Annotated in this window: 18 protein-coding genes and 2 pseudogenes; 12 read left to right on the top strand and 8 right to left on the bottom strand. The window is 70.1% G+C overall.

Features of this window, described 5'->3' with window-relative positions:
- The first annotated feature begins 157 nt into the window (after window positions 1-157).
- Both ACFVXG_RS07100 and ACFVXG_RS07095 read left to right on the top strand, forming a co-directional pair.
- Window positions 158-1,255 carry an ATP-binding cassette domain-containing protein gene (locus ACFVXG_RS07100; RefSeq protein WP_387925116.1) on the top strand — a complete coding sequence of 366 codons (1,098 nt, stop codon included), beginning with the start codon at window positions 158-160 and terminating at the stop codon, window positions 1,253-1,255.
- Window position 1,256: 1 nt separating this feature from the next.
- Complete coding sequence (locus tag ACFVXG_RS07095) at window positions 1,257-2,114, top strand: ABC transporter permease (RefSeq protein ID WP_387925114.1); 858 nt, start codon at window positions 1,257-1,259, stop codon at window positions 2,112-2,114.
- 124 nt (window positions 2,115-2,238) lie between these two features.
- On the opposite strand, the gene greA is transcribed toward ACFVXG_RS07095, so the two are convergent.
- Entirely contained in the window at window positions 2,239-2,739 is a 501-nt protein-coding gene (gene greA, locus ACFVXG_RS07090; protein ID WP_387925112.1) for a transcription elongation factor GreA, read from the bottom strand.
- 372 nt (window positions 2,740-3,111) lie between these two features.
- A complete protein-coding gene (locus ACFVXG_RS07085) occupies window positions 3,112-3,525 on the bottom strand; it encodes a DUF4307 domain-containing protein (protein ID WP_387925110.1) in 414 nt (137 codons plus the stop codon).
- 241 nt (window positions 3,526-3,766) lie between these two features.
- Between ACFVXG_RS07085 and mca the strand changes: the two genes are divergently transcribed.
- A complete protein-coding gene (mca, locus tag ACFVXG_RS07080) occupies window positions 3,767-4,672 on the top strand; it encodes a mycothiol conjugate amidase Mca (protein WP_387925108.1) in 906 nt (301 codons plus the stop codon).
- Between the two features lie 49 nt (window positions 4,673-4,721).
- Window positions 4,722-4,913: a hypothetical protein gene (locus ACFVXG_RS07075; protein WP_350515052.1), complete on the top strand. Its 192-nt coding sequence runs from the start codon at window positions 4,722-4,724 to the stop codon at window positions 4,911-4,913.
- A 130-nt stretch (window positions 4,914-5,043) separates the two neighbouring features.
- Here the strand turns inward: ACFVXG_RS07075 and ACFVXG_RS07070 are convergent, their stop codons facing one another.
- From ACFVXG_RS07070 to ACFVXG_RS07055, 4 genes are read right to left on the bottom strand one after another with little or no spacing between them, the layout of a single operon-like run.
- Window positions 5,044-6,147 (bottom strand): DNA helicase, encoded by a 1,104-nt coding sequence (locus ACFVXG_RS07070; protein WP_387925106.1) that lies wholly within the window; start codon window positions 6,145-6,147, stop codon window positions 5,044-5,046.
- Window positions 6,144-8,048 (bottom strand): DrmB family protein, encoded by a 1,905-nt coding sequence (gene drmB, locus ACFVXG_RS07065; protein ID WP_387925747.1) that lies wholly within the window; start codon window positions 8,046-8,048, stop codon window positions 6,144-6,146. The genes ACFVXG_RS07070 and drmB overlap by 4 nt, the downstream gene beginning before the upstream one ends.
- Before the next feature lie 5 nt (window positions 8,049-8,053).
- On the bottom strand, window positions 8,054-11,212 hold the full coding sequence (locus ACFVXG_RS07060) for a helicase-related protein (RefSeq protein WP_387925105.1): 3,159 nt from the start codon (window positions 11,210-11,212) through the stop codon (window positions 8,054-8,056).
- Window positions 11,209-12,822: an NERD domain-containing protein gene (locus ACFVXG_RS07055; RefSeq protein WP_387925104.1), complete on the bottom strand. Its 1,614-nt coding sequence runs from the start codon at window positions 12,820-12,822 to the stop codon at window positions 11,209-11,211. Before ACFVXG_RS07055 ends, ACFVXG_RS07060 begins: the two co-directional genes overlap by 4 nt.
- Between ACFVXG_RS07055 and ACFVXG_RS07050 the strand changes: the two are divergent.
- The 4 genes and pseudogenes from ACFVXG_RS07050 to ACFVXG_RS07035 form a co-directional block, all read left to right on the top strand.
- A pseudogene (locus tag ACFVXG_RS07050) lies at window positions 12,812-14,197 on the top strand (RNA polymerase sigma factor RpoD/SigA); the annotation flags it as partial. The gene ACFVXG_RS07055 and the pseudogene ACFVXG_RS07050 overlap by 11 nt on opposite strands.
- A gap of 336 nt (window positions 14,198-14,533) precedes the next feature.
- Window positions 14,534-16,438 (top strand): annotated as a pseudogene (locus tag ACFVXG_RS07045) (transcriptional regulator); the annotation flags it as partial.
- Complete coding sequence (locus ACFVXG_RS07040; protein WP_387925103.1) at window positions 16,435-17,427, top strand: hypothetical protein; 993 nt, start codon at window positions 16,435-16,437, stop codon at window positions 17,425-17,427. The pseudogene ACFVXG_RS07045 and the gene ACFVXG_RS07040, both read left to right, overlap by 4 nt.
- Window positions 17,424-18,311 carry a DUF6339 family protein gene (locus ACFVXG_RS07035; RefSeq protein WP_387925102.1) on the top strand — a complete coding sequence of 296 codons (888 nt, stop codon included), beginning with the start codon at window positions 17,424-17,426 and terminating at the stop codon, window positions 18,309-18,311. Before ACFVXG_RS07040 ends, ACFVXG_RS07035 begins: the two co-directional genes overlap by 4 nt.
- A 36-nt stretch (window positions 18,312-18,347) precedes the next feature.
- On the opposite strand, the gene ACFVXG_RS07030 is transcribed toward ACFVXG_RS07035, so the two are convergent.
- A complete protein-coding gene (locus tag ACFVXG_RS07030) occupies window positions 18,348-18,803 on the bottom strand; it encodes a very short patch repair endonuclease (protein ID WP_387925100.1) in 456 nt (151 codons plus the stop codon).
- A 161-nt stretch (window positions 18,804-18,964) separates the two neighbouring features.
- Between ACFVXG_RS07030 and ACFVXG_RS07025 the strand changes: the two genes are divergently transcribed.
- Window positions 18,965-21,022: a thioredoxin domain-containing protein gene (locus ACFVXG_RS07025; protein WP_387925099.1), complete on the top strand. Its 2,058-nt coding sequence runs from the start codon at window positions 18,965-18,967 to the stop codon at window positions 21,020-21,022.
- A gap of 39 nt (window positions 21,023-21,061) precedes the next feature.
- Window positions 21,062-21,925: a GNAT family N-acetyltransferase gene (locus ACFVXG_RS07020; RefSeq protein WP_387925097.1), complete on the top strand. Its 864-nt coding sequence runs from the start codon at window positions 21,062-21,064 to the stop codon at window positions 21,923-21,925.
- Window positions 21,926-21,946: 21 nt separating this feature from the next.
- Here ACFVXG_RS07020 and ACFVXG_RS07015 read toward each other — a convergent pair whose 3' ends face one another.
- Entirely contained in the window at window positions 21,947-22,312 is a 366-nt protein-coding gene (locus ACFVXG_RS07015) for a hypothetical protein (protein WP_387925095.1), read from the bottom strand.
- Window positions 22,313-22,379: 67 nt separating this feature from the next.
- Here ACFVXG_RS07015 and ACFVXG_RS07010 point away from each other — a divergent pair, with 67 nt between their 5' ends.
- The gene (locus tag ACFVXG_RS07010; protein ID WP_387925094.1) at window positions 22,380-24,134 is read left to right on the top strand and encodes an alpha/beta hydrolase; all 1,755 of its coding nucleotides are present in this window, start codon (window positions 22,380-22,382) and stop codon (window positions 24,132-24,134) included.
- Complete coding sequence (locus ACFVXG_RS07005) at window positions 24,131-24,757, top strand: hypothetical protein (RefSeq protein WP_387925092.1); 627 nt, start codon at window positions 24,131-24,133, stop codon at window positions 24,755-24,757. The genes ACFVXG_RS07010 and ACFVXG_RS07005 overlap by 4 nt, the downstream gene beginning before the upstream one ends.

The raw sequence follows: 24,757 nt of genomic DNA, 5'->3' as shown, positions 1-24,757 counted from the left end.
TTCCTTCAAATCCCCTTGACGCGATGTATCGCGAGTTGCCAGACTCGCGATACATCGCGTTCTGTGTCGGTGGGCGAGAACCGAGTCGCCCATGCGCCCGAAGGAGGGGCAGAGTGGGACAGATCGCTCACATTCGTCCGAGGAGATGAGGCAGGCCATGGCGCCAGCCATCCAAGCCGAGAACCTGGTGAAGACCTTCGGCGACGTACGAGCCCTGGACGGCGTCAGCCTCGACGTCCCCGAGGGCACGGTGCTCGGGCTGCTCGGCCCGAACGGTGCCGGGAAGACCACCACCGTGCGCGTCCTCACCACCCTGCTCCGCCCCGACTCCGGCCGCGCGGTGGTGGCCGGGGTCGACGTCCTCAAGCACCCCGACAGGGTCCGCAGCCTGATCGGGCTGTCCGGCCAGTACGCGGCGGTCGACGAGTACCTCACCGGCTTCGAGAACCTCACGATGGTCGGCGAGCTGTACCAGATGAGCACCCGCGCCGCGAAGGCCCGCGCGCTGGAGCTGCTGGAGTGGTTCAACCTCACCGAGGCCAAGGACCGCACCGCCAAGACGTACTCCGGCGGCATGCGCCGCCGGCTCGACCTCGCCGCCGCGCTGGTCGTCCGGCCGCCGGTGATGTTCCTCGACGAGCCGACCACCGGGCTCGACCCGCGCAACCGGCTGGCGCTCTGGGGGGTCATCGAGACCCTGGTCGAGCAGGGCACCACGCTGCTGCTCACCACCCAGTACCTGGAGGAGGCCGACCGGCTCGCCCACGACATCGCGGTGGTCGACCACGGCCGGGTGATCGCCCGCGGCACCGCCGACCAGCTCAAGGCGCAGATCGGCGGCGAGCGGATCGAGGTCGTGGTGCACGACCCGGGCCTGGTCACGGACGCGGTCGCGGCGCTGTCCGGGTACGCGCTGGGCGCACCAGCGGTGGAGAAGAACACCCGGAAGATCACCGTGCCGGTCAGCGGCGGCGCCCGGGTGCTCGCCGACGTGATCCGCGAACTGGACGGCCGGGGCATCGAGATCGACGACATAGGACTGCGCCGCCCGACCCTGGACGACGTCTTCCTCACCCTCACCGGCCACGTCGCCGAGTCGGTCGAGGAGGACGGCGGCGGCGCCAAGGGCCGCGGTCGGGGCGGCCGGGGCCGCGGGGCGACGGGCGGCGGTGCGGACGGTGCCGACGGTGGCGACGACGGCGCGGGCCGGGGGCCCGACGAGCAGCAGGCCGTCACGGCCGGAACGGAGCGCTGAGATGAGCACCGCCACCGAGCACGCCATCGGCGGGGCGATGCCCACGCCCCGTCGGGGCCTGTCCGCGACCCTGCACGACTCCTGGGTGGTCGCCAAGCGCAATCTGCGCAGGATGTCCAGGATCCCCGAGATCGTGGTGTTCGGGCTCATGCAGCCGGTCATGTTCGTGCTGCTGTTCTCGTACGTCATGGGCGGGGCGATCAAGATCCCCGGGACGAACTCCAGCTCCGACACGTACATCCAGTTCCTGATGGCCGGCATCTTCGCCCAGACCGTCACCTTCGCCGTCGCCGGCGCCTCGGCCGGCATCGCGGAGGACATGACCAAGGGCCTGGTGGACCGCTTCCGCTCGCTGCCGATGGCCCGCTCGGCGGTGCTGGTCGGCCGTACCCTCGCTGACCTGTGCCAGACGGCCTTCACGCTGGTCGTGCTGGCGCTGGTCGCGCTGCTGGTCGGCTGGCGGATCCACGACGGGGTGCTCAAGGCGCTCGGCGCCTTCGGGCTGCTGCTCCTGCTCGGCTACGCCTTCTCCTGGATCGGCGCGCTGATCGGCCTCTCGGTGCGCAGCCCCGAGGCGGCCACCTCGGCCGGGCTGATCTGGCTGTTCCCGCTGACCTTCGTGTCCAACGCCTTCGTGCCGGTCAGCTCGATGCCGGGCTGGCTGCAGGGCGTCGCCTACTGGAACCCGTTCAGCGCGACGGTGCAGGCCTGCCGGGTCCTCTTCGGGAACCAGGTCGGGCCGGTGGACAGCGCCTGGTCGATGCAGCACGCGGCGCTGGTGTCGGTGCTGTGGTCGGTGGTGATCACGGTGGTGTTCTCGTGGCTGTCGGTGCGCAAGTACCGCTCGGCGGTGGGCTGAACCGTCTCGCGTCGGCTTCGGTCGGCCGGGTAAGCCCGAGGGCGGGTGCGGAGTCCGCAGGGGACTCCGCACCCGCCCTCGGGTGCTGCTCGGCTGTTCGGCTGCTCAGGTGTTCGGTGCCGGATCAGCCGGCGTGCGGCACGACCTTGACGATCTTCACCATGGCGGGCCTGCCGTTCGGCAGCTCGTAGGTGGCCTCGTCGCCGATCTTCTTGCCGTCGATCGCGCGGCCCAGCGGCGACTGCGGCGAGTAGACGTCGATGGCGTCCGCGCCCGCGACCTCGCGCGAGGCGAGCAGGAACTCCATGAGGTCGTCCTCGTCGCCGTCGAACGCGACCGTGACGACCATGCCCGGGGCCACCACGCCGGAGTCGGCCGGGGCCTCGCCGACCTTGGCGCGCTCCAGCAGCTGGGTCAGCTGGCGGATGCGCAGCTCCTGCTTGCCCTGCTCCTCCTTCGCCGCGTGGTAGCCGGCGTTCTCCTTGAGGTCGCCCTCCTCGCGCGCCGCCTCGATCTTCTGGGCGATCTCGATGCGCCAGGGCCCGGTCAGATGATCCAGTTCGGCCTTGAGCTGGTCGTAGCCGGCCTGAGTGAGCCAGGTCACGTTCTCACTGGTCTGGGTCACGGGTGCTCCTCGTAGGTGCTGGGGCTGTGCTGAGGGTGTGAGTCGTCAGCAGGGTCGACGATGATTTCGGTCTTAACTACAAAGCAACGCCCGCTCCCGTACCATCCGGTGCGGAAGGGGCGAAACCACGAGCCTAACAAGTCCTGCCGACAAGCGGGAGAGGCGTTGTCGCGGCATTGACGGTGGCGTGACGCCACGGTGTACGGCAACCGGCTGCGGGACTCCCTACGGATGCCCGTTCTGCCGAACGAATATGCGTCCCGGGGGCGTTCCGGGTCCGCTCCGCCGGACGATTTCCCGCTGCTCGGCCGGGCGTTTCCCCGGCTGCCCCGCCGGGCGTTTCCCCGGTCCCCCGGCCCTCCTTCCCCGGCCCTACTTCGCCGGGGTGCAGCCGAGCAGTTCGGCGGTGGTGCCGCGGGCGGTGGTGCGCAGGGTGACGGTGGCCTCGTAGCTGGACCCGGTCGCCGGGACGGGGAAGTCGGCCACTCCGACCACCGCGTGGTCGTCGCTCTGCGAACGGACCGTGCAGGTGCCCGCCGTCCCGTCGCTCTTGCTCACGGTCAGGTGCAGCTGCACCTCGGAGTCGGAGAGCACCTGGAAGGTCGGCACCGAACCGTTGATCTTCGACTCGCGCAGCAGGTAGGAGCCGCCCAGCCAGGCGATCAGCCCCAGGCCGAGCACGCCGCAGACCGCGCCGACCGCCTTCAGGCGACGGTCCGACTCGCCGTCGCCCCTCCGGCCGTAGCGACCCTCGGGCAGCTGCGTGGCGGTGCTCTGTGCGCTCATCGGACTCCGTCCTCTCCTAGGGAGGGGCCGCGCGGGTGGTGCGGGGGAATGCGACGGACCTCCAGTCCGTCACTATAGGAGGGACACGCCCGCGGCCGGTCCGGCGGGGGCGGGGCTCGGCCGAGCCGGAGACCGGCCGCAGGCCGGCCTTGCGGCGACGCGGTCCCGAAGTGAGCGGTTCGTACGGTGGGCAGACCCGGACTTCGCGGAACGCCCGACGATGTGGAAGGAACGCAAGGCGTTGACTGAGCAGTTGCGACTGATGGCGGTGCACGCCCACCCGGACGACGAGTCCAGCAAGGGCGCGGCCACCATGGCCATGTACGTCGAGCAGGGTGTGGACGTGCTCGTGGCCACCTGCACGGGGGGCGAGCGCGGGTCGGTTCTCAACCCCAAGCTGCAGGGGGACCCGTACATCGAGGAGAACATCCACGAGGTGCGCCGCAAGGAGATGGACGAGGCGCGGGCGATCCTCGGCGTCAAGCAGGCCTGGCTGGGCTACGTCGACTCCGGCCTGCCGGAGGGCGACCCGCTGCCCCCGCTGCCCGAGGGCTGCTTCGCGCTGCAGGACGTCAAGGACGCGGCCGAGCCGCTGGTCCGGCTGATCCGCGAGTTCAAGCCGCAGGTCATCACGACCTACGACGAGAACGGCGGGTACCCGCACCCGGACCACATCATGACCCACAAGATCACCATGCTGGCCTTCGACGCCGCCGGCGACCCGGACGCCTACCCCGAGGCCGGCGAGCCCTGGCAGCCGCTCAAGCTTTACTACAACCACGGCTTCCCGATGGGCCGCATCCGCGCCCTGCACCAGTACCTCACCGAGCACGGGCTCGACTCCCCGTACGGCGAGTGGATCGCGGGCTGGGAGAAGAGCGGCCGCCAGGAGCGCGAGATCACCACCCGGGTGCGCTGCGACGACTGGTTCGAGACCCGCGACCGCGCGCTGATCGCCCACGCCACCCAGATCGACCCGGACGGCCCGTGGTTCCGCGTCCCGCTCGACGTCCAGCGCGAGGTCTGGCCCACCGAGGACTACGAGCTCAGCCGTACCCTGATCGACGTGGACCTCCCGGAGGACGACCTGTTCGCCGGCCTGCGCACCCCCAGCCTGGCGGCCGAGTCCGCCGACGCGCGCGACTGAACCACCCCCCGACGGCCCGGCTCGACGTGAGCCGGGCCACCATAGAGATATGAGTGCCCCCGTGAACCTCATCCACCTCGCCGCTGACCTCGCCGTCGACGACGCCAAGGTCACCCCCGGTCTCCTCGGCTTCGTCGTCTTCGCCGCCCTCGGCGTGGCGACGTGGTTCCTGGCCAAGTCGATGAACCGGCAGTTCAAGAAGGTCGACTTCGCGGAGGAGCCGGAGGCACCCAAGGAGTAACGCCCCGGAAGCCCCGGAAGCCTCGGGGCCTGCGGGGCCTGCTCGGGCCCCGGGGCTTCGGGTGAGCGCGCGACGGCCGCCGGGCAGGCTTCGGGGAAGCCGGCCCGGCGGGCCGTGCGGCGGCGTGGGATCAGCCCGTGCTCCGGGTCAGCAGGGCCTCCGGGATGTCCGAGATGATGGCGGGCTCCTGCGTGCTCCGGTAGGCGAGTACGAGGTCCTCGCGGGCGCGGGTGCACAGCACGAGGAACCGCAGTCGCGCCTTCACGCTCGTCGGGTCCTCCGCATAGGCGTCCAGGTCCGGCACGAAGACGCTGTCGAACTCCAGTCCCTTGACGCCCACAGCGCTCACGATCCGGATGTTGCGGTTCGAGAAGTCCATCGTGTTCCGGTGCCGGTCGTCGTGGGCGTAGGCCTGGGTGTGCTTCGCGAGTCCGAGTCGGGTGAACTCGCTGTGGACCTCCCGCAGCAGATGGTTCGACCGGCAGATGATGCCGATGCTGCGGTCCCGGTGCGCCTCGAAGTACCGGGAGACCTCGGTGAGGAAGTCACGTACGGACGGGACCCGCAGCAGGGCGGGCGTGCGGCCGGAGCGTCGGGGCAGGTCGGTGTCGCTCTGTCGCCTGACGTGGAACTCCGAGGCAAGCGCCGCGATCTCGCGGCTGTTCCGGTGGTTCCCGCTCAACACGAGCGGATGGATTGCCGCGCCGAACTCCCGCGAGATCTCCGGAACGGTGCTGTGATGGTCCCCGATGGGCTGGTTCTCGTCGGCGAACACCGTGACCTCGATGCCCAGGATCCCGCACAGCCGGTAGAACCCGATGGGCAGCCGCTGTCCCTCGTCGATCACCAGGTGTTCGAACGATCTGATCCGCTGGACGAGACAGGCCCGCTGCATCGCCGTCCAGTCGTAGCGCCAGCCGCCTTCGTCGATCGCCGGGGGGTCGGCGCCGAGGTGCTCCCGCCAGAACTTCCGGACCCAGCGGTGGAAGGTGGTGATCCGGACGGCTTCGGTGAGGCCAGGAGCGATCTGCGCGAGGTACTGGTGCAGCAGATTGGAGTACGTGAGGAGGGTGACGCCGCCGGGCCTGACCACTTCGAGTGCCCAGGCCCGGTGGACGGCCATCACGGTCTTCCCGCCACCGGGGGAGCCGGTGACGACGTGGTTGCCGTCGAAGGGGAGGTCGACGACCGCCCGTTGCTCGGGTCCGAGGTCGAGGAGGGTAGGGAAGTTCATGGGGTGTCGACGGCTCCGGCGGATTCCTCGATCGCGGCCCTGAGGACGTCGCGGAAGAACCCGGGTACGTCCTCCTCTCCGGGACCGTCCCCGATCAGCAACGTCCGGTCCAGCAGGGAGTTGTCGATCTCGCAGCAGGTCTCGGGGAGCAGCGTGCAGGCATGGCACGCGGCGCGGTTGAGGTTGGCCAGGGACCTGCCGGTCGAGTCGGCGCACAGCGGGTCCTGGGAGCACCACTGGGCCGATTCGAGCAGCCGGATCAGGGTCTCGGAGAGGTTCGGGGGTTGTCCCTGCCGGACGAGTCCGCCCAGCGTGCCTTCGGTGTCCCCCGCGGCCGTGTAGATGAACACGCCGGCCTGAGGGGGCAGGTCGCTCCCGGGGCCGTGACTCCGGGCGTAGACGCGTTCCCGCAGTGACGCGGCGTTGTATCCGCTGTCGTACGAGAGCTGGCGGATGAAATGATGGGCCAAGGTGTGCAGCATCACGAACCGGGGGAGTAGTTCCGGTCCGGTCTTGCCCCTCAGCCGGTCGGCCTTGAACGAGGCGGCCAGGTCTTGCTCGATCCGCCTCGTACGGCGGCGAACCGCGAGATTCTGCTCCCAGCGGGCAAGATCCCGCTCGTCCACGGCGATGAAGATGCCTTCCCCGTAGGTTTCCACCGCCGGCAGCCATCTGGTCCGGTTCCGAGTGTTGACCGACACCACCCGGCCGCCCTCGGCCGTGTCGCCGTCACCGGAGTCGGGCTCGTACCGGGTGAACCCTTCGAGAGCGCGGACTTCACGCACCCGGTCCGCCACGACGACCGCAGAGATCGCCGAGGCCAGGGTTCGCAGCGATTCCGGGGCGGCGTCGTCGATTCCGAGCCCGCTCCGACGGACGGAGAAGGTCTTGGAATCGGAGACCGACTCGGGGGCGGCGAAGGCAGCCCATTCGGCGATGCTGAGATCTTCCTCCGAACCGTCCTCGACCGGATTCGAACCCGTGGGGCCGGCACTCCGGCGTCGCACCGTATCCACGAAGTCCTCGTCCACGCCGCACTGTTCGGCGATCCTCGTCCTGAGGACGTCGGATACGGGGCCGTCCTCCTCGCTGTTGAAGAGCGGCCACAGCGGATGGTCGACGACACTCATGGCTTCGTCGTCGTCCTCCGGCAGGCCTGCGGGCGAGGGAATGTCGATCGCCGAGTGGGTGATCGGGAAGTAGACGTTGGAGGCACCTCGCTGCACCGCTCGCGGTGCTTCGGTGCAGGGATCGGCCTCGTCGGAGTCGGACTGCCATGGATGGGTTCCGGTGCACCGCAGACCCGTCCGCAGCAGGACGTTCTTCTGGCTGATCCCGGCGAGACTCCGCTCGGCCTTGCAGGTGGTGCAGACGACGTGGAGGGCGTCCAGGCCGAAGGACTCCGGGGTGGCCCGGAACTCCAGTCGTTTCTGGTGGCACTGGCGCTGTGCGAATCCCTCGCTCCTGGAGTGCGCCCAACGGAACCAGTCGATGTCGGCCATGTGACCCGCCCGGCACACCTGGACGAAACGCATCGGGGCCAGTTGCGGCCTGCCCACGCAACTCCGGCAGGAAGGCTGTTCGTTCCTCACCTCCTGGTCGTTCCGCCAGTGCTGCATCGACCGGCACTGCGGACAGAACAGCCATCTGGGGAACCGCACGTACCCGGGGCCCACGCGTGTCACGAAGGAGGCCTTCCCGGACGGAATGACCGGGGCCGAACGAAAGGTATCGACCCCGAGCTTCTTCGCGAGCCGTGGTGATTCCACCGACTCGCCGTGTGCGGCCCAACTGCGGATGTCGGCAGCCACGAACGATTCGCCGCGGAGGTCGATGATCCCCCCGACACCGAAAGGAACGATGGTCTGCGACCGTCGGACCTTGCGACGGACGTCCTTCATCGAGCTCACGTTCCTCTCACCGCGATGAGGCATTCGCGGTCCACATTGCGCATCGACTGCGCCGTTTCCCAGATGCCGCCCTGCTTGCCGAAGTCGGTCAGGAGGGCCGAATGTCCCCGCCCCTGGGGCTGGTAGTAGAGCCGCTCGCCGTTGTAGCCCGCTTCCTCCGCCTCCTGTTGCCATTCCTCGATCAGGGAGTCCAGTTGCTCGGCCGCGGCGGCGGCCTCCTCCGGGTCGGCCCGACGGATATGGTCCAGCAGGAGGTCCCGGACCCGTGCGACGGCGCTCGGGTGGTCGAGGATGTCCCCGGCCCTGTTCTCCGCACTGAGACCGATTCCGTGTCGCACGAGGATCGTGAGCGCCGCGTGCAGAGCACGGTTGCGGGACGGCATGGACCAGGGCGTGACGCTGGTGGGTTCGACGTGCCGGTAGAGCGAACGGTGGTAGACGCCGAACGATTCGTAGTGGGACCGGTCGCGGGGCTTGGTCGAGCGGAACAAGGTGATGATCAGGCCCGGCACGTGACGCCGGCCGACGCGGCTCGTGGCCTGGATGTACTCCGACGTGGTCTTGGGCTGCCCGTTCATGACCATCAGACCGAGCCGCGGGACGTCGACACCGACGGAGAGCATGTTCGTCGTGGCGAGGAAGGAGACGCTGCCGGTCTCGTCGAACCTCTTCCCGAGGCGCTCCAGGAGCCGCGGCTGCGCGGCGCGGGGGATGTTGCTCGTCAGTTCGACCACAGCGTCGTCGTTCAGCCTGCGGCGCCGGCGTTCGTCCTTCGTCAGGTGCTCGAGACGCACCGGAATGTCGTCGCGGGCGATCGTCACCGTTCGGCCGAGCTCCCGCAGGCTGTTGTGGTAGGCGACCATCGTCCAGTAGGCGTCGCGCAGGGCAGCGTCGTCGCAGGTCGCGGTCGGTGCCTGCAGTCCGGCGGCGCCGACGTGCACCGTCGCCGTCGACGCGGTGTGTCCCTGTGCCATGACCCCGACGTAGAGGCGTCCGGGTCTGTCACGGTCCGGCGAAGCGAAGTAGGAGTGGCCGGCCTTCAGTCCCGGCGGTGGGAAGAGCTGAGCGGGGCGGCCGTAGAGGCCGCGGATCTGGTCCTGCGAGCGGCGGATCGTCGCGGTGGACGCGATCACCTTCGGTCGGGTGCCCTGCCAGGCACAGAGTTCGAGGACCGCCGACTCGTACAGCCCGACCATCGTGCCCAACGGGCCGGAGAGCAGGTGCAGCTCGTCCTGGATCACCAGCGACGGTCCGCGTCTGCCGTTCCGGCCGAACAGGTTCCCCGCGTCCGGCTCCCATGCGAGCCGGGCGAACTTGTCCACGGTGCCGAGTACGAAGGTCGGCGGGTTGCGGTAGATCTGCTCGTCCACGACCGACACCGGAAGCCGGTCGTGGAACACACAGGTCTCGCGGGGGCAGAAGAACTCGGTGCCGACTCCGTCCGCCCGGATTCCGAAGTCCCGCTCCTGCCCGTGCCGTTCGGGAACGATCTCGGTGCCGCACCAGGGACACCGCTCCAGCAGGAACCGGTCGTCCGGTTGGGTCATCTGCTTCAGGACACCGAGTTCCTCCTGAGCGGCGGAGATCTTGTTCGGTGTCGTCTCCTGGCCGACCCACAGCCCGATGGAGATCGGCTCGTCCCCCAGGCCCTCGGGCGGTGGACCGTCGTGCCCCCGCCGGATGTACTCGAGGGCGCAGACGGCCGTCGCGGTGCGCTGGAACTGCTGGGTGGTGAGCAGGCTCAGCGTGTACCGGCTCAGGACGGCGGTGCCTCCGCCTTCCGGGCCGTACCAGAGCCGTCGCCAAAGGATTTCGAAGCAGGAGGTCAGCAGGTAGGCCTCGGTCTTGCCGCCACCGGTCGGGAACCAGATGAGGTCGACCGTCCCGCGATCCGCGTGATCCGGGTCCATCAGGCTCTCGACCACGAGCAGGAAGTAGGCGAGCTGGAACGGGTGCCACGTGTGGTCGTCGCCCGGTTCGGTCAGTTCGACGACCTCGCTGTTCCGGCGGCGCCGGGTACCCGCCAGTTCGGGGCGGCTGTGCAGCATCTGGAGAGCCATGGCCCGATTGGCCAGCCGGAAGGCTTCCCGGGCCTTCTCACCCGCAAGGGTCGACGCGGTGAGCGCCTCCACACCCGAAGCCATGCGGTCGAGGGCGGTGCCGATCCGGTCGAGGATGCGTTCGGCCGGCGCGGCGGCCCATGCGCGCAAGGACTCCGCCTCGGACTGCTGGGTCTCGAACCACTTGCGGTAGCCCAGGACGAAGGCGAGCAGGTCGGAGCGGAGGTCGCCGACCGGGACGTCGGACCGGGACAGGTGGGCCAGGTTGAGCACCGGCAGGTCCCTGGGGCCGTCGGGTTTGATGTGCTCGACCGTCTGCTGCGGCATGACCTGAGCCCGGACCGTGGTGACATGCCCGGGCCCCTCGTCCCACTCGACGGCGCAGCCGTGTCCCACCGCCCTCGTCACGATGTGCCGGTACTGGACCCGAAGCTCCTGCTCCTCCTCGTCACGGCTGTTGAGGCGCGTGCTCGGATACTCGAGGATCGTCCCGTCGAGCGTCGTCGCTTCGAGCTCCGTCTGGAAGAGCATGAGGTCCCGGTCCTTGTGGCGGCTCTCCTCCTCCTCGTGCGCGTTGGCGAGTGCGCAGGTGACGAGGTGGCCGGCGCCGAAGGGTCGCCATCGGACGTGGAGCCGGCCGTGTCCTTCCAGGACCTCGACCGGATCGGACTCCTCGGGGACGACCTCCACCGTGGCCGCCAACCTCGGCAGCCGCCGCCAACTGCGGCGTCCCCCCTCGCGGAGGGTCGCGTAGCGGGAGGCCCGGCAGGACACCCGGATGCGATGGGCATTGGTGAAGAAGGAGAAGCCCAGGGACGACGGGAGCCAGGCGTTCGCCTCGGCGACCGGATCATCCGCGAAGCTGTCCTCCTCCCCGCTTCCGGCGGAGAGCCCGTCGAAGGCGGGCTCTCCGTCCTCCTGCGAGTGTTCCAGCACGGAGGCTCCGCGTGGGTACAACGTCCCCATCAGGTACCGGCGGTCGGGGGGATCGGCGAGGACCTCGTCCTCGGGGCCGGCAGGGCCGACCAACTGGTCGCGGAGGTACTTCACGAAGTCCGCGCGGTGACCGGGGAGTCGTGCGTCCGGCTCGCTCATCCGAGACGTCCCTCCCGGGTCAGGGAGGCGATGCCGAGCTTCTTCAGCACCTCGCGGGTGCCCGGCCTGCAGGCGATCCAGAGCTGGGCGCGTGCCCTCGTCCATGCGACGTAGAGCGCGTCCAGCCGTCCTTCCAGGAACTCGGGCTCCAGATCGATCAGACAGACGATGTCGCTCTCATGGCCCTTGAAGTCGGGGATCGAGGACCACACCAGGCGGTTCGCCCGGTCCGTTCCGACCACGTCGGTGAAACGCTCGATCCGGGAGGAGCGTCGGGTGAGGCGCGCCGAGCTCGTCTCCCAGTTCCCGGAGGCGGACAACAGGGCGATCCGCTTCGGATCGACGCTCTCCTGGGTCAGTTCGGCCAGGAACTCATCGAGTCGGCGGCCTTCTTCCTCCCGGTCGCTCACCTCGACGAATCGGGTCGGTGCACCCTCGCCCGCGGTGGCGACGCCGAGGTCGGCGCCGGTGTAGAGGTTGACCTGCTTGACGATCTGTACGGTGTTGCGGCAGTTGCGCTTCAACGGGCCGTACGGCCGGCCGACGCTGTTCAGGTAGTTCCAGGCCTCGGGGTTGTAGCCGTCGGGATCCAGCACCTGATTGTTGTTGTCCGACATGAAAATCCATCGGCCCTGGCCGAGACCACCGGTGACCAGCTTCTCCAGGACGTCCAACTTCTCGAAGGTCATCAGGTCCTGGGCTTCGTCCACGATCAACTGATCGAAAGTGCGATTGCGAACCTCGTCGAGACGTTCGAACGGCAGAACGGTGATTTCGTCCGCGGTGAGAAGGCGATCCAGATGGGTGGCCAGTGTCCTGCTCGCGCAGGTGAACAGGACACTTCCGGTGGCGGATCCGCGGCGAGCCGCCTCGGCGGCCAGGAAGGTCTTCCCGGTGCCCGCGCCGCCGATCCAGATCAGTCGGGGTTCGGACTCCAGCTCGTCCAGCCTGTCGAGCTGCTCGTTCGTGAGCTGCTCGAATCTGATGTCCAGTTGTGACAAGCGGGAGTTCAGGTTGGGGACAAGGTCGAACTCAGGGCGGATCGCCTGGACGATCTTCTTGCGCAGGGCGCCGGGGACAGGAGTCGAGGCCCATCGGTTCTGCTTGAGCCATTGGCGCGTGGCCCGCTCGATGCCCTGGGCCAGGCCTCGTCCGCCGTCGAACTCCTTGGCACCCAGATACTGTTCGGGCCTGAACTCGGTCGTGCGCTGGAGGTCCACGTCCGGGGTGATCACGAGGTACCCGCCGGGGACCCCTTGGTCCCGCAGGTTGCCGACCAGGTTGCCGATCTGTCGCTCGAGCTCGTGCATGCCGGCGCTGGCCTGTGCGAAGGGGCTCTCCTTCGGGCCGTCCTCGCGACCGGGCGGGCCGTAGTACCAATCCCCGTCGCGTTGCTGCACCCGGCCGCCCTTGACCTCGATGAACAGCAGGAGGTCGGGCATGACGACGACGAAGTCGATCTCGCCGACGCGCTTCCGCTCACCCTCGGGGAGGTGGACGGCGTGCAGCGCGACGCTCCGGTCGTCGGGAATCCGCTTGAGCGCCGCGAACACGTCGCGCTCCGCCCGGCTCTTGGTCCTGCTCGAGATCTCGCTCGGAATGATCCGCATCCACTCTCCCCGGTGGTCGCGCCGACATGGCATCAAGATAGCGACTGAGGATTCCACCGGGCGCGGGCCTCGTCCAGGAAGTGCCGGCGGTGGCGGTCCGATGAGTGGTGGACTACAACCTGGTACTGATGGGAAAGTGGGTGCAGGGGGCGAGATGATCATGGAGCGGGGCGCGGCATCCGGCAGTCGGATGGATGACACCGGTCGTGATCTGTTGGTCGGCCTCGTCCGGCGATTCGCGGACGAAGGTCTCGATCGCCCCACGGCCCTGGCGAAGGTGGCCAGGGCGGCACTCCTCGACCCGGTGGACATCCAGGTGTTGCAGCGGGCGGTGGCAGCCGCGGAGGTCGGGACGGAGGGCATCGAGGACCACGTCGACCCGCCGAGGGACGCGGCCGACGCCCAGGAGCACGCTCCGATCGAGCCGCTCGACGACGGGGTCGGTCCCGAGGATGACGACGAGCGCCCGGACCTGGCATCCCTCCGGGGGACGGTGCGGGTGCAGGATCTCGGGGCAGCCCGTCGCGCTGCCATGGTCCTGCTCGAGACGGACCGTCGGCGGCCCAACCCGCATCGTCGACTGCTGACCGCCGAGGAGGAGGTGGGGCTCTGCCTCCTGTTCCGGGGTGCGACGAAGTCGTCGGAGGAGGTACCCGAGGGGTACGTCGCAACGTTGGCGAAGGACGGCGTGGAATACCGATCCTTCTGTGCGATGGTGTCCCACAACCGACGACTCGTCCACAAGATCCTCCAGTCGATGGGGCATCGGCACGGCGGTCCCGACTACGACGACCTCGCGCAGCACGGGGTGCTCGGGCTGATCCGGGCCGTGGAGAAGTTCGACATCTCCCTGGGTTGCAAGTTCTCCACGTACGCGACGTGGTGGATCCGGCAGCGCATCACCCGCGGGGTGGTCAACGAGGGCGGGGTCATCCGCCTGCCGGTCCACGTCTGGACCGACATCGAGAGACTGCGGCGGGTCGAGCGGCAGTTCTTGGAACGAGGCCTGATCCCCGACCCGGAGGATCTCGCCCTGGCCTGCGAACTCAGCCCCGCGCGGGTGACGGAGTACCTGGCCCTGAGTCGACGCGTGGTCATCTCGCTGGAGCACCCCATCGGCGTCGACTCGACGGTCGGGGACCTGGTGGCTGGCGACCTCCGCACCGTGCCCGGCCCGGAGCAGGCGCTGTGGTCGGCGTTCGAACGGCAGGAGATCCGGCAGATGTTCGACGCGTGTTCGTTCCCGGACCGGACCCGCGAACTCCTGCTGTTGCGATTCGGGTTCGTCGACGGTCGATCGTGGACCCTGGACGAGATCGGGCGACGGTTCGGGGTCACCCGGGAACGCATCCGGCAGATCGAGAAGCTCGCCCTCAAGGACATGAGGATCCACCTCGGCCTGGACCTCGACGACTCCGAATCGGAGCGTCGTCGTGCGAGGGGATCTCGAACCATCGCCCAGGAGAGGGCGGAGACCGGGACACACGGGGACCGGGGGACGAGGAAGGACACGCCTGACATGGAAGGGACGCGGCCTTCCGGCACGCCCGGTGCGCCGGGGACAGAGAGCAGTTCCGACAGGAGAGATGAAGCGGTGGCCTCGGAGGAGACCGAGTCCGGTCGGCAGCTCGTCGACCGGATCACAGAGAACACGACCGTCGGGATCGGGGCGGGGCGCACAGCGGGTGCGGGTCCCCATGGCGGGTCCGTCGGGACGGCGGCGGTGTGGTACCACCGTCCCGGTCACGACGACGGCGGACGGGAATTCGGCAACGCGGCCGCCTTCGCCTTCGAAGCGGACGTGGAGGTGCTGGCGCGCGAGGCGACGCAGAACAGCCTGGACGAGCGTGACAGGAGGAACGGCCGCCCGGTCAGGGTGCGGTACACGTTGCACGAGCTGACCGGTGACAGCCTCACCCGATTCCGCCGGGCGATCCACTGGCACGACCTCCGCGCCCACTACGAGGCGGCCGCCGCGCAGGACCAGAAGGTCGGGCGGGTCATCGGCGCGGGCCTGCGCGAGATGCGCGAACGGGATCGCCTGGTCCTCCTGCGCATCGACGACTACAACGCCAACGGGTTGACCGGGGACGACTACGAGGACGGCCGGTTCGCGGCCGTCGTCCGGCGCCAGCTCGACAGCCGCAAGTCCGACGCCTCGGCGGGTGGCTCGTACGGACTGGGGAAGGCCACCCTGTGGGCGACCAGCCGTCTCGGACTCGTCCTGATGAACTCGACGCTCTCCGAACCGCACGAGGGGAACACCCGGAGGAGGCTCGTCGGACGTCTCGACCTGCCCTGGCGGGAGGTGGACGGAAGGAGGTTCGCCGGCCCCGCGTGGCTGGGCGTCCCGGACACCGGTGCCGAGAACTCGGACGTCGTCCGCTCGTGGTGGGCGGACGAGGAGACGGTCGAGAGCCTGCACCTGACCCGTGAGGGCGACGAACCCGGTACGTCCTTCCTGATCGTCGGCGCCCACGATGTCGCCAGCCTCGCGGAGGCGGGCCAGGATCGCGAGAGCGACGGGGGCGACGACGAGGACAGCCTGGAGCGGATGCACCGGAGGCTGGTCGGTGCCTTGGGGCGCAACTTCTGGGCCGCGATGACATCGGGAGGCGACCGGCAGCCCCTGCTGGAGGCCTCGGTGCGAACCCTGCGCAACGGCGTGGAGCACCTGCCCGAGGAGCGGGTCGACCCGCAGGTGCACCAGCCCGCACGTTCTCGTGCGCTACAGGCCTTCCTGAGCGGCACCACGGTTGATCGCATCACGGAGGCGGGCCAGGTGGCGCTCACCACGGTGCCGTTGAAGGTCCCCGAGCGGGACGGACTCGCCGGTACGGGAGGTGAGCACCGGGCGGTGCTCCTCGTCACGGAGGCGACGGACGCCGACGGAAGGATCAACCGGGTCACCGCCATGCGTGGCAACCGCATGACGGTCAGGACCAGTTGGGTGCCGGGCCTCCCGGTGGGGACGAACCCCTTCCAGGCGGTGCTTCTCGCGGGGACGGCTGCCGGGGGCGATGCGCCGTTCGCCGTCGAGGCCGAGGAGTTCCTGCGGTCATCCGAGCCGCCCGAGCACAACAAGTGGGGGCAGACGGAGGAGTTGAGGATGCGCTTCTCGCCCTCGGCCCACCGACGGATCTCGGCGCTGACCTCGGAGATCAACAAGGCCGTGCACGACCTGGTGGCCATCCCGAAGGAGTCGAAGCCCGGCGGCGCGAGCAAGGTGGCCAAGAGGCTGAAGATCTCCGGCAGGACCGCCACCAAGGCGAAGGGCGTCGCGACGCCTCCGAAGCTGAACGATCTGGAGGCCGCGATCGACGAGTCCGGTGCATGGCGGATCACCGCGGAGGTCAAGGTCACACCGGGGGAGGAGGCCTGGCGCATGGACCCGGTCGCCAAGCTGGACGTCCGGTCAGGGCCCCGTCCGGTGGTCCGGTGGGCGGAGCTGGTCGCCGTCAGCAACTGTGAGGTGGTCGACGGCGTGCTGCACTTCGCGCCCGGTGCACGCCGTGCCGTCTTCCGAGGCATCACCGATGTTTCCACGCATCCGGTGCGGGCGGCCCTGACCGGTCTGATCGTCGAACTGCAGGAGAACAGGGGGAACATCGCGTGAGGGTCTACCCGTACCCCCGGTTGGTCGGCGCGGTGACGGCACGTGTCACGGCCGTTCGACTCCGAGGCCCGGGAGGCGCTCGGGAGCAGCTGGATGCCCGGGCCTGTTCCGTCGTCGAACAGGTCGTGGCGCTCGGCCGGGCGGAACGTCCCGACTGGCGGACGGCTCGGCTCTCCGTGGCGGCGACCGTGCCGGTCCGCGAGATCGAGTCGAAGGGTCACTGGACCGATGTCGTGGTCGTCGCCGTGCTCACCGAGGGGGCGACCAACGCCCGTACCGTCGCGCGGCTGACGGCAGGGGCGGAGGGCGACCGGGAGTGGACGGGGGAGATCGAACTCGATCGGGACCTCCACCTGGACCGGGCGACCCTCGCCGTGCAGGTGGTCGCCACCGTGGACGGAGTCCCGGGCCGGATCATCGGCTCCACCGACCAGGACTGGATGGTCGACGTGGCATCCGAGGTCCCGCTGAGGGAGCGCCAACTCGACGTCACCACGGTGAGTTTCGCCCGCGGAGCCGAGTGGCTCCGGAGGTTCCGGGACACGCCGTGGATCGTCGACACCTCGGGGCGGATGCCCGTCGTCCGGCTGAACTCGGACTTCGAGGGGCTCGTGGCGCTCGTCGAGGGTCAGGGTTCGAAGGTCGAGAGCCTCGTGGCCGAGATGTTGCTGGCCCAGATGTGCGCCGACGTGTGGACGGCTGTCTTCCACACGGCCATGGGAGACCTGGAGATCGAGGACGACGGCACCCCGCTCCTGCCGCCCGACTGGAGAGGTGCGGTGCTACGGGAGATGCTCCCGGACGTCGTTCCCGGGCGATCGGTGGAGGAAGCTCTTCGCGAGGTGCACATCCGACGCACCGGCGAGGGGAGCTGGACGGATCTGCAGCCGCGGATCCAGTACGCGGCCGCACGCCGCGCCGATGTCCCCCAGACGCTGGCCGCCACCATCCGCACCATCGGACGACTCGATCAGGAGACCCACGCGTGACCTCCCGCCCTGAGCACCTGCCGGAACGGCTCGCTCTGATCACCGACGCGCAGGCTGCGGAGTTCCTGTCCGCAGGACTGCTCGAAGGACGTGAGGACGTTCCGTCCATCGCGTTGAACAAGGTGTCCGAGCCGTTGGCCGTCGACGACGCGCGCTTTCGGCTGCATCGGGTCCGGGACCTGATCGACGACGCGATGGACAGGTTCCGGGACGAGCGGCCGACGGCCGCGGACGCGTGGCTGGCTCCACGGCTGCACGAGACCCTCCGGCTCACACGTCGGGAGGCCGCCGAGAAGGGACTCTGGACGTTCCTGGCCCTCGGGGTGGCGCCGGACTACGTCGTCTGGCGCCACCTGCCCGAGCCGAAGGCCGACGGCGCCCGCAGGAGTGTCGCCCGCGACAAGTTCGTCGGTGCGCATTACAAGCAGTCGTTCGCCCGCCTCTGGTGGGCGGCCGAGCTGTTCCGGGACGGCCCCGACTACCGCCCGGTCACCGTGGCCTGCGGCAACCAGGACATGCTCAACTCGGCCCTGCGGCTGGACGTCATCGACCACCGCCCCACCGCGTTGGCACTCGTACGGTTGATGGAGAGCGGTGCCGTTCGCACCGGGCGCGAGGTCAACGCCCTGACGCCCGCGGTCAACGCCGCCGCGGCGACGCTGATGTACGACGTCATCGCCCCCGATGCGGAACGCGACGGGGAGTCGCTGCGCGACTGGATCGAGGAAGCCGGATCGGCGCTTCCGTCGCCCCGGACGGGCCTGCCGGAAGGTCCGGAGGAGGAGCGTGCCCCGGAGGATTCGGTCCGCAGGCTGGTCGTGCACTTCGAGGAGCTGTTCGCCGATGCGTCGGTCAGGGGAAAGGAGACCGCAGGAGGCGGGTGACCCGAGCTGACCGGGGAAGCACGCGCCCCGGACCGTTCACCGGTGCGTTTCGGACTCGGACCGGCGTGGGCGGTCCGGCTTTCGGCACTCCAACGCCGTGGTCACCCGTGCTGCGACGGTGTCCGGCAACTCGTGCTCCCAGAAGCGGAGGACGGTCCAACCCGCCGAGGCCAGCTGCTCGTTCGTCTCCCGATCCCGCTCCATGTTGCGATCGAGCTTCTGGCGCCACCACTGTGCGTTCGCCTTCGGGCTGGTGGCGTGTTCAGGGCAGCCGTGCCAGAAGCACCCGTCGATGAGAACAGCCACCCGCGCCCGCGTGAACGCGATGTCGATCTTGCGCCTGGGCATGCCGGGCACCGGATAGTGGATCCGGTAGCGGTACCCGGCGGCGTGGAGGAGCTGCCGTACCGCCCGCTCGGCGCCCGTGTCCCGGCTGGTCTGCCGACTCATCCGGGAGGACACGGCGGGACTGGAAGGAGGCGCAGACTGCATGGCTCCAGTCTCGTGCCTCGATGGGCTTCCGGTCCATCGCCGGTGGATCCGGCTTCGGGGTCCGGCGTCGGATGGGTCCGCCGGAGGCGGCAGGGGCGGCTCGACCCGGCCAGGGGCCGGCCTGACGTGAGCGGGGTGGGGGATGCGGGAGGATGGGCGGCATGCCGAACCGTCTCGCGGACGCGACCTCGCCCTACCTGCAGCAGCACGCCGAGAACCCGGTCGACTGGTGGCCCTGGGGGCCGGAGGCCTTCGCCGAGGCCGAGCGGCGCGGGGTGCCGGTGCTGCTGAGCGTCGGGTACGCCGCCTGTCACTGGTGCCATGTGATGGCGCACGAGAGCTTCGAGGACGCCGAGCTCGCCGGGTACCTGAACGAGCGGTTCCTCCCCGTCAAGGTGGACCGGGAGGAGCGGCCGGACGTCGACGCGGTGTACATGGAGGCCGTGCAGGCCGCGACCGGGCAGGGTGGGTGGCCGATGACGGTCTTCCTCACGCCCGGCAAGGAGCCGTTCTACTTCGGGACCTACTTCCCGCCCCGGCCCCGGCACGGGATGCCGTCCTTCCGGCAGGTGCTGGAGGGGGTGGACGCGGCCTGGCGGGACCGGCGGCAGGAAGTCGGCGAGGTCGCCGCGCGGATCAGGGCCGACCTCGCCGAGCGGGCCGCCGTCTACTCGGCCGGGGCCCACCACCCGCCCGGCGACGCCGACCTGCACCAGGCGCTGGTCGGGCTCAGCCGGGAGTTCGACCAGAACCGCGGCGGCTTCGGCGGGGCCCCCAAGTTCCCGCCGGCCATGGTGATCGAGTTCCTGCTCCGCCACCACGCCCGGACCGGCTCCGAGGCGGCCCTGGAGATGGCCGTCCGCACCGCCGAGGCGATGGCCCGCGGCGGCATCCACGACCAGCTCGGCGGCGGCTTCGCCCGCTACGCCGTGGACGCCGACTGGGTGGTGCCGCACTTCGAGAAGATGCTGTACGACAACGCCCTGCTGCTGCGCGTCTACCTGCACCTGTGGCGGGCCACCGGCTCCGCGCTCGCCCGCCGGGTCGCGCTGTCGACGGCCGACTTCCTGCTGAGCGAACTCCGCACGCCCGAGGGCGCGTTCGCCTCCGCGCTGGACGCCGACAGCCTGGACGAGGAGACCGGGGCCTCCGCCGAAGGCGCCTACTACGTCTGGGAGCCCGGCCAGTTGGTCGACCTGCTCGGCCCGGCCGACGCGGCCACCGCCGCCCGGCTGTTCACCGTCACCGCCGCCGGCACCTTCGAGCACGGCACCTCCGTGCTCCAACTCCTGGCCGACCCCGAGGACTTCGCCGAGTACGAGGAGATCCGGCGGCGGATGTTCGAGGCCCGGGCGGCCCGGCCCGCACCCGCCCGCGACGACAAGGTGGTCGCCGCCTGGAACGGCCTCGCCATCGCCGCCCTCGCCGAGACCGGCGCCCTGCTGGACCGCCCCGACCTCGTCGAGGCCGCCGAACGCGCCGCCGACCTGCTGCTCGCCGTCCACCTCACCCCCGACGGCCGACTGCTGCGCACCTCCCGGGACGGCCGGCCCGGCACCAACGCCGGCGTCCTGGAGGACTACGCGGACACCGCCGAGGGCTTCCTCGCGCTCTACGCCGTCACCGGCGAGGCGGAATGGCTCCAGCTGGCGGGCGGCCTGCTCGACACCGTGCTCAAGCACTTCACCGACGAGACCTCCGGCGCCCTGTACGACACCGCCGACGACGCCGAGGAGCTCATCCGCCGCCCCCAGGACCCGACCGACAGCGCCACCCCCTCCGGCTGGACCGCCGCCGCCGGGGCCCTCCTCGGCTACGCCGCGTACACCGGCTCCGAGCGGCACCGCGCCGCCGCCGAACGCGCCCTCGGCATCGTCGGCGCCCTGGCCGCCCGGGCCCCGAGGTTCATCGGCTGGGGCCTCGCCGTCGCCGAGGCCCTGCTGGACGGACCGCGCGAGATCGCCGTCGTCGGCCCCGCCGACCACCCGGCCACCGCGGCGCTGCGCCGGGCCGCGCTGCTCGGGACGGCGCCCGGCGCCGTCGTCGCGGTCGGCGAGCCGGGCGAGGCTGCCGCCGAGGTGCCGCTGCTGGCGGACCGCCCGCTGGTCGGCGGCGCGCCCGCGGCCTACGTCTGCCGGCACTTCGCCTGCGAGGCGCCCACCACCGATCCGGCGGTGCTCGGCGAGCGGCTCGGCGTCGTTGCGGTCGTGGGCGAATAACCGTTGGCGCACGCGCGTCGAGCGGGGTGAGGATGGTCCATGACCTGGATGCTCAGCACCTCGCTCGACGACTTCCGCCACCACGCGGGCGACTTCCTGGCCACCCGCCCGGCCGAGAACACCGTCCTGCTCACCATCGCCCACCGGCTCGCCGGATCCGGCCTCGACGCCTTCGGGGAGCGGCCGCCGGTCTTCGGCTGGTGGCAGGCCGAACCGGGCGGTCCGGTGGAGGGCGCCTTCCTGCAGACCCCGCCGTTCGGCCCCCGGCTCTCCGCCATGCCACCGGCCCTGGCCGCCGAGCTGGCGGTCCGCCTGGCCGAGGCCGGCCCCGGGTTCACCGAGGTCGCCGGCGTCGGCGGCGGGGCCGAGCCGGTCCGCGCCTTCGCCGCGGCCTGGACGGCCGCCACCGGCACCGAACAGTCCGTCCGGGTCGAGGAGCGGCTCTACCGGCTCGGCCGGCTCACCGACCCGCCGCGCCCGCCCGCCGGCCAGCCCCGGCTCGCCGGACCGGCCGACCGGGAACTGGCGATTCGCTGGTACGAGGAGTTCCTGCGCGAACTCGAGATGACCCTCTCCGAGGTGGCCCGGGCGGTGGACGACAAGCTGGCCGCCGGCAGCCTCCACCTCTGGGAGGACGCGGGCACCCCGGTCGCCCTGGCCGGCGCCAGCCCCGTGCTCGCCGGAATGTCCCGCATCGGCCCGGTCTACACCCCCGCCGACCGCCGCGGCCGCGGCTACGCCAGCGCGGTCACCGCGGCGGCCTCCGCCCACGCGCTCGGCCTGGGGGCGCAGGAGGTGCTGCTCTACACCGACCTCGCCAACCCGATCAGCAACTCCATCTACCAGCAGATCGGCTACCGGCCGGTGGAGGACTGCCTGGTGGTGGACTTCCGGACGCCGTAACGGAGTTAACGGAGTTAAGCGTCACGCGTCCCGGGTCAGATGGACGCCGGCCACCCCGACCACCTTCGTCTCGAAGGGGTCGTGGGCCGCCGTCGCGGTCGGCGGCGGCAGGTGGTCGGCGTTCTGGTAGTCGTGCGCGCAGGAGATCAGATGGCCCCCGGCAGTCTTCATGTCGGTGGCGAGCCCGTCCAGCAACGTCTTCCAGGCACTGCTGCACCCGGTCAGCGCCGCCCCGCTCTGCCACCCGGCCAGGCTCCCGGCGGCCGTGCTGCTCGGCTCCGCGAGCTTCGCCGTCTCTTCGGGGACCTTCCCGGCGACCGTCAGCGCGTTGTTCCCGGCGGCGGTCAACTCGCCTGGTTTGACGGTGAATCCCTTGCCGTCCGCCATCATGTCCCCCCGGTTCCGATGTGGCAGTCGTGGGCTATGGTAGCGCCGAGTAGTGGGGGGAACACTCATGACTGATCCAGAGAAGAAGGCGGGACTGGGCCGCCTCGACTTCGCGAGCTTGAAGAACGCCAAGCCGGCCGACCTGCACGCGGCGGGGGACGCGTTCGACGCACTGCACAAGGCGTACACCCAGCACACCGCGGACTGGAAGAGCGGTACCACCGACCGGGTCCACGGCTCCGGCTGGAGCGGACCGGCCGCCGACGCCGCGATCCCCTCCCTGGACGCCACCACCACCCAACTGCACGCCGCGGAAACCGAACTGGCCGCGATCGGTCAGACCCTGCGGGACTACGCGGACCTCTTCACGCTCGCCCAGTCGAAGCTCCGACAGGCCGTCGTGGACGCCGGCGCCAAGGGCCTGACGGTCAGCGACGACGGGACGGTGAGCTGGCCCGCCTCGAGCGGCCCGGTCGACGCGGGCCAGGAGGCGAAGCAGAAGGCGGCGGCCGACGACATCTCCAAGCGGATCGGCGCGGCCATCACCGAGGCGAGCACGGCCGACCAGACACTGGCCGGACTGCTCAACGGTTTCACCCAGCACGCCACCGGCAAGTCGGGGCTGACCCTCGCGGTCGCCGAGGCCGACCAGAAGGCGGCGAGCGGCCCGGCGGCGCCGTACCTGAGGGACATGCCGGCCGTGGGGGCGCCTCCCACCGAGGTCAACAGCTGGTGGAACAACCTCGGCCCGGACGGCCGCCAGTGGTTCATCGACCACCACCCGGAGAACATCGGGAACCTGGACGGGATCCCGGCGGAGGTGCGGGATTCGGTCAACCGGCAGTACCTCGACCGGCGGATGAAAGAGCTCAAGGGCAAGACGGACCGGACGAAGGAAGAGCAGGCGGAGTACGAGAAGCTCAGGCCCGTCTGGGAACGTCTCCGGCAGGACTCCCAAGCACAGGATGGTCGGCCGCACACGTATCTGATCGGTATCGGTACCGAAGGCCAGGGCCGCGCGATCCTCTCCTTCGGAAACCCCGACACTGCGACCGACATCTCGTCCTACGTTCCGGGAATCACCACCACCCCTGACTCGCTCGGAAAGGCGCAGCCCGGCACCACGCCCGGCAACAACGAGGCGGAGAACGCGCTGAACGTCTGGCGGGAGGCCAATAAGAAGGTCAAGCCCGGCGGATCGGTGGCCTCGATCGTCTGGCTCGGTTACGACCCGCCGGGTACCGACATGAACGCGACCACGGCCGAGCGGGCAGTGAAGGGCGCCCCCGACTACGCGAGGTTCGTCACCGGTCTCCGGGCGACCAATGCGAGCGGCCAGAGCCCACACGTCACGTCGATCGGACACAGCTACGGCTCGCTCGTCGTCGGACAGGCCACGTGGATGGCCTCTCACCAGGGCAACTACTCGCGGCCGGATGACGTGGTGATCATCGGCAGCCCTGGCGTCGGGGTGAAGCATGCGTCGGACCTCGGGATGCCGGCCGGCCGGGTGTGGGCGGGCGCGGCCGGAAACGACCCGGTCACCCAGATTCCCTCTCCGAAGACCCAGCTGGCGCCGTGGCCCTTCGGCGGGCTGATCGGGGCCGACCCGCATGACCTCTGGTACGGGAGGGACCCGGCGAGCGACTCCTTCGGCGCGAAGCGCTTCACCGTCGACGGCTGGAGCAAGTCGGGGAGCGTGCTGGACTTCGGGATGCACACCAAGTACCTGGCCCCCGAGACCGGCGGTCCCTCCCTGGGCAACGTCGGTGCGATCGTGGCGGGCAGGCCGGAGGACGTTCACCTGACGGCCGGCCGATGACGAAGCGCTGGAAGGTGGCCGGCGCGATCGTGCTGTCGCTCGTCGTCGCCGTGTCCGTCGGTGCGGTGCTGTTCGTCAACGGGTACGGCCCCCTGGCGCTGGCCGACCGATCGGGCCGGGTGGGCACGGGCACCGCGAAGCACCGGATCGACGCGGCCCTACGCGCCACCATGGACGGGATCTCGCCTTCTCTCACCTACGCGGGTGCGGACTTCGAGGTGGACAGAGAGCATCACCTCTGGGACGGCGAACCGAGTATGGCGTCGGACGTCACCGAGATCATCCGTGCGCGGACCGTTGTCTCGCGGGTCAAGCTGCCGGCCTTGATGGACCAGGTGACCCAGGTGTGGCACGCGCTCGGAAGCCGCGTGGTCGAGCGAAACGAGGAGCTCCACTCGCTTCAAGGCGTGGGGAGCGTCGGAGGCGAGATCTACCTGACGTTCTACGCCTATGAAACCCAGGATCCCTCTTCCTACACCGTGATGCTCCGGGCCGAAGCCGGCGGGGTGTTGTACCAGCCCGCCCACGAATACGAGCCCCTGTCCCCGCTGGGCCGGACACCGCGTGATTCCAGGGGGTACGTCATCAACAACCTCCTCGACGACCCGTACTGGTCGCACTGA

The organism is Kitasatospora sp. NPDC058162, assembly GCF_042884005.1.
Classification (GTDB): domain Bacteria; phylum Actinomycetota; class Actinomycetes; order Streptomycetales; family Streptomycetaceae; genus Kitasatospora.
The sequence above is the reverse complement of the archived record's forward strand: the minus strand, read 5'-3'. Positions and strand labels throughout refer to the sequence as shown.

Bases quoted from the DNA above. Each gene is read 5' to 3' on its own strand.
- ACFVXG_RS07030 (WP_387925100.1), bottom strand. From the start codon at position 18,803: ATGCAGTCTGCGCCTCCTTCCAGTCCCGCCGTGTCCTCCCGGATGAGT.
- ACFVXG_RS07075 (WP_350515052.1), top strand. From the start codon at position 4,722: ATGAGTGCCCCCGTGAACCTCATCCACCTCGCCGCTGACCTCGCCGTC.
- ACFVXG_RS07055 (WP_387925104.1), bottom strand. From the start codon at position 12,822: ATGCGGATCATTCCGAGCGAGATCTCGAGCAGGACCAAGAGCCGGGCG.
- ACFVXG_RS07020 (WP_387925097.1), top strand. From the start codon at position 21,062: ATGACCTGGATGCTCAGCACCTCGCTCGACGACTTCCGCCACCACGCG.
- drmB (WP_387925747.1), bottom strand. From the start codon at position 8,048: ATGAAGGACGTCCGTCGCAAGGTCCGACGGTCGCAGACCATCGTTCCT.
- ACFVXG_RS07095 (WP_387925114.1), top strand. From the start codon at position 1,257: ATGAGCACCGCCACCGAGCACGCCATCGGCGGGGCGATGCCCACGCCC.
- ACFVXG_RS07060 (WP_387925105.1), bottom strand. From the start codon at position 11,212: ATGAGCGAGCCGGACGCACGACTCCCCGGTCACCGCGCGGACTTCGTG.
- ACFVXG_RS07015 (WP_387925095.1), bottom strand. From the start codon at position 22,312: ATGGCGGACGGCAAGGGATTCACCGTCAAACCAGGCGAGTTGACCGCC.
- ACFVXG_RS07070 (WP_387925106.1), bottom strand. From the start codon at position 6,147: ATGAACTTCCCTACCCTCCTCGACCTCGGACCCGAGCAACGGGCGGTC.
- ACFVXG_RS07100 (WP_387925116.1), top strand. From the start codon at position 158: ATGGCGCCAGCCATCCAAGCCGAGAACCTGGTGAAGACCTTCGGCGAC.
- ACFVXG_RS07005 (WP_387925092.1), top strand. From the start codon at position 24,131: ATGACGAAGCGCTGGAAGGTGGCCGGCGCGATCGTGCTGTCGCTCGTC.
- ACFVXG_RS07025 (WP_387925099.1), top strand. From the start codon at position 18,965: ATGCCGAACCGTCTCGCGGACGCGACCTCGCCCTACCTGCAGCAGCAC.
- ACFVXG_RS07085 (WP_387925110.1), bottom strand. From the start codon at position 3,525: ATGAGCGCACAGAGCACCGCCACGCAGCTGCCCGAGGGTCGCTACGGC.
- ACFVXG_RS07010 (WP_387925094.1), top strand. From the start codon at position 22,380: ATGACTGATCCAGAGAAGAAGGCGGGACTGGGCCGCCTCGACTTCGCG.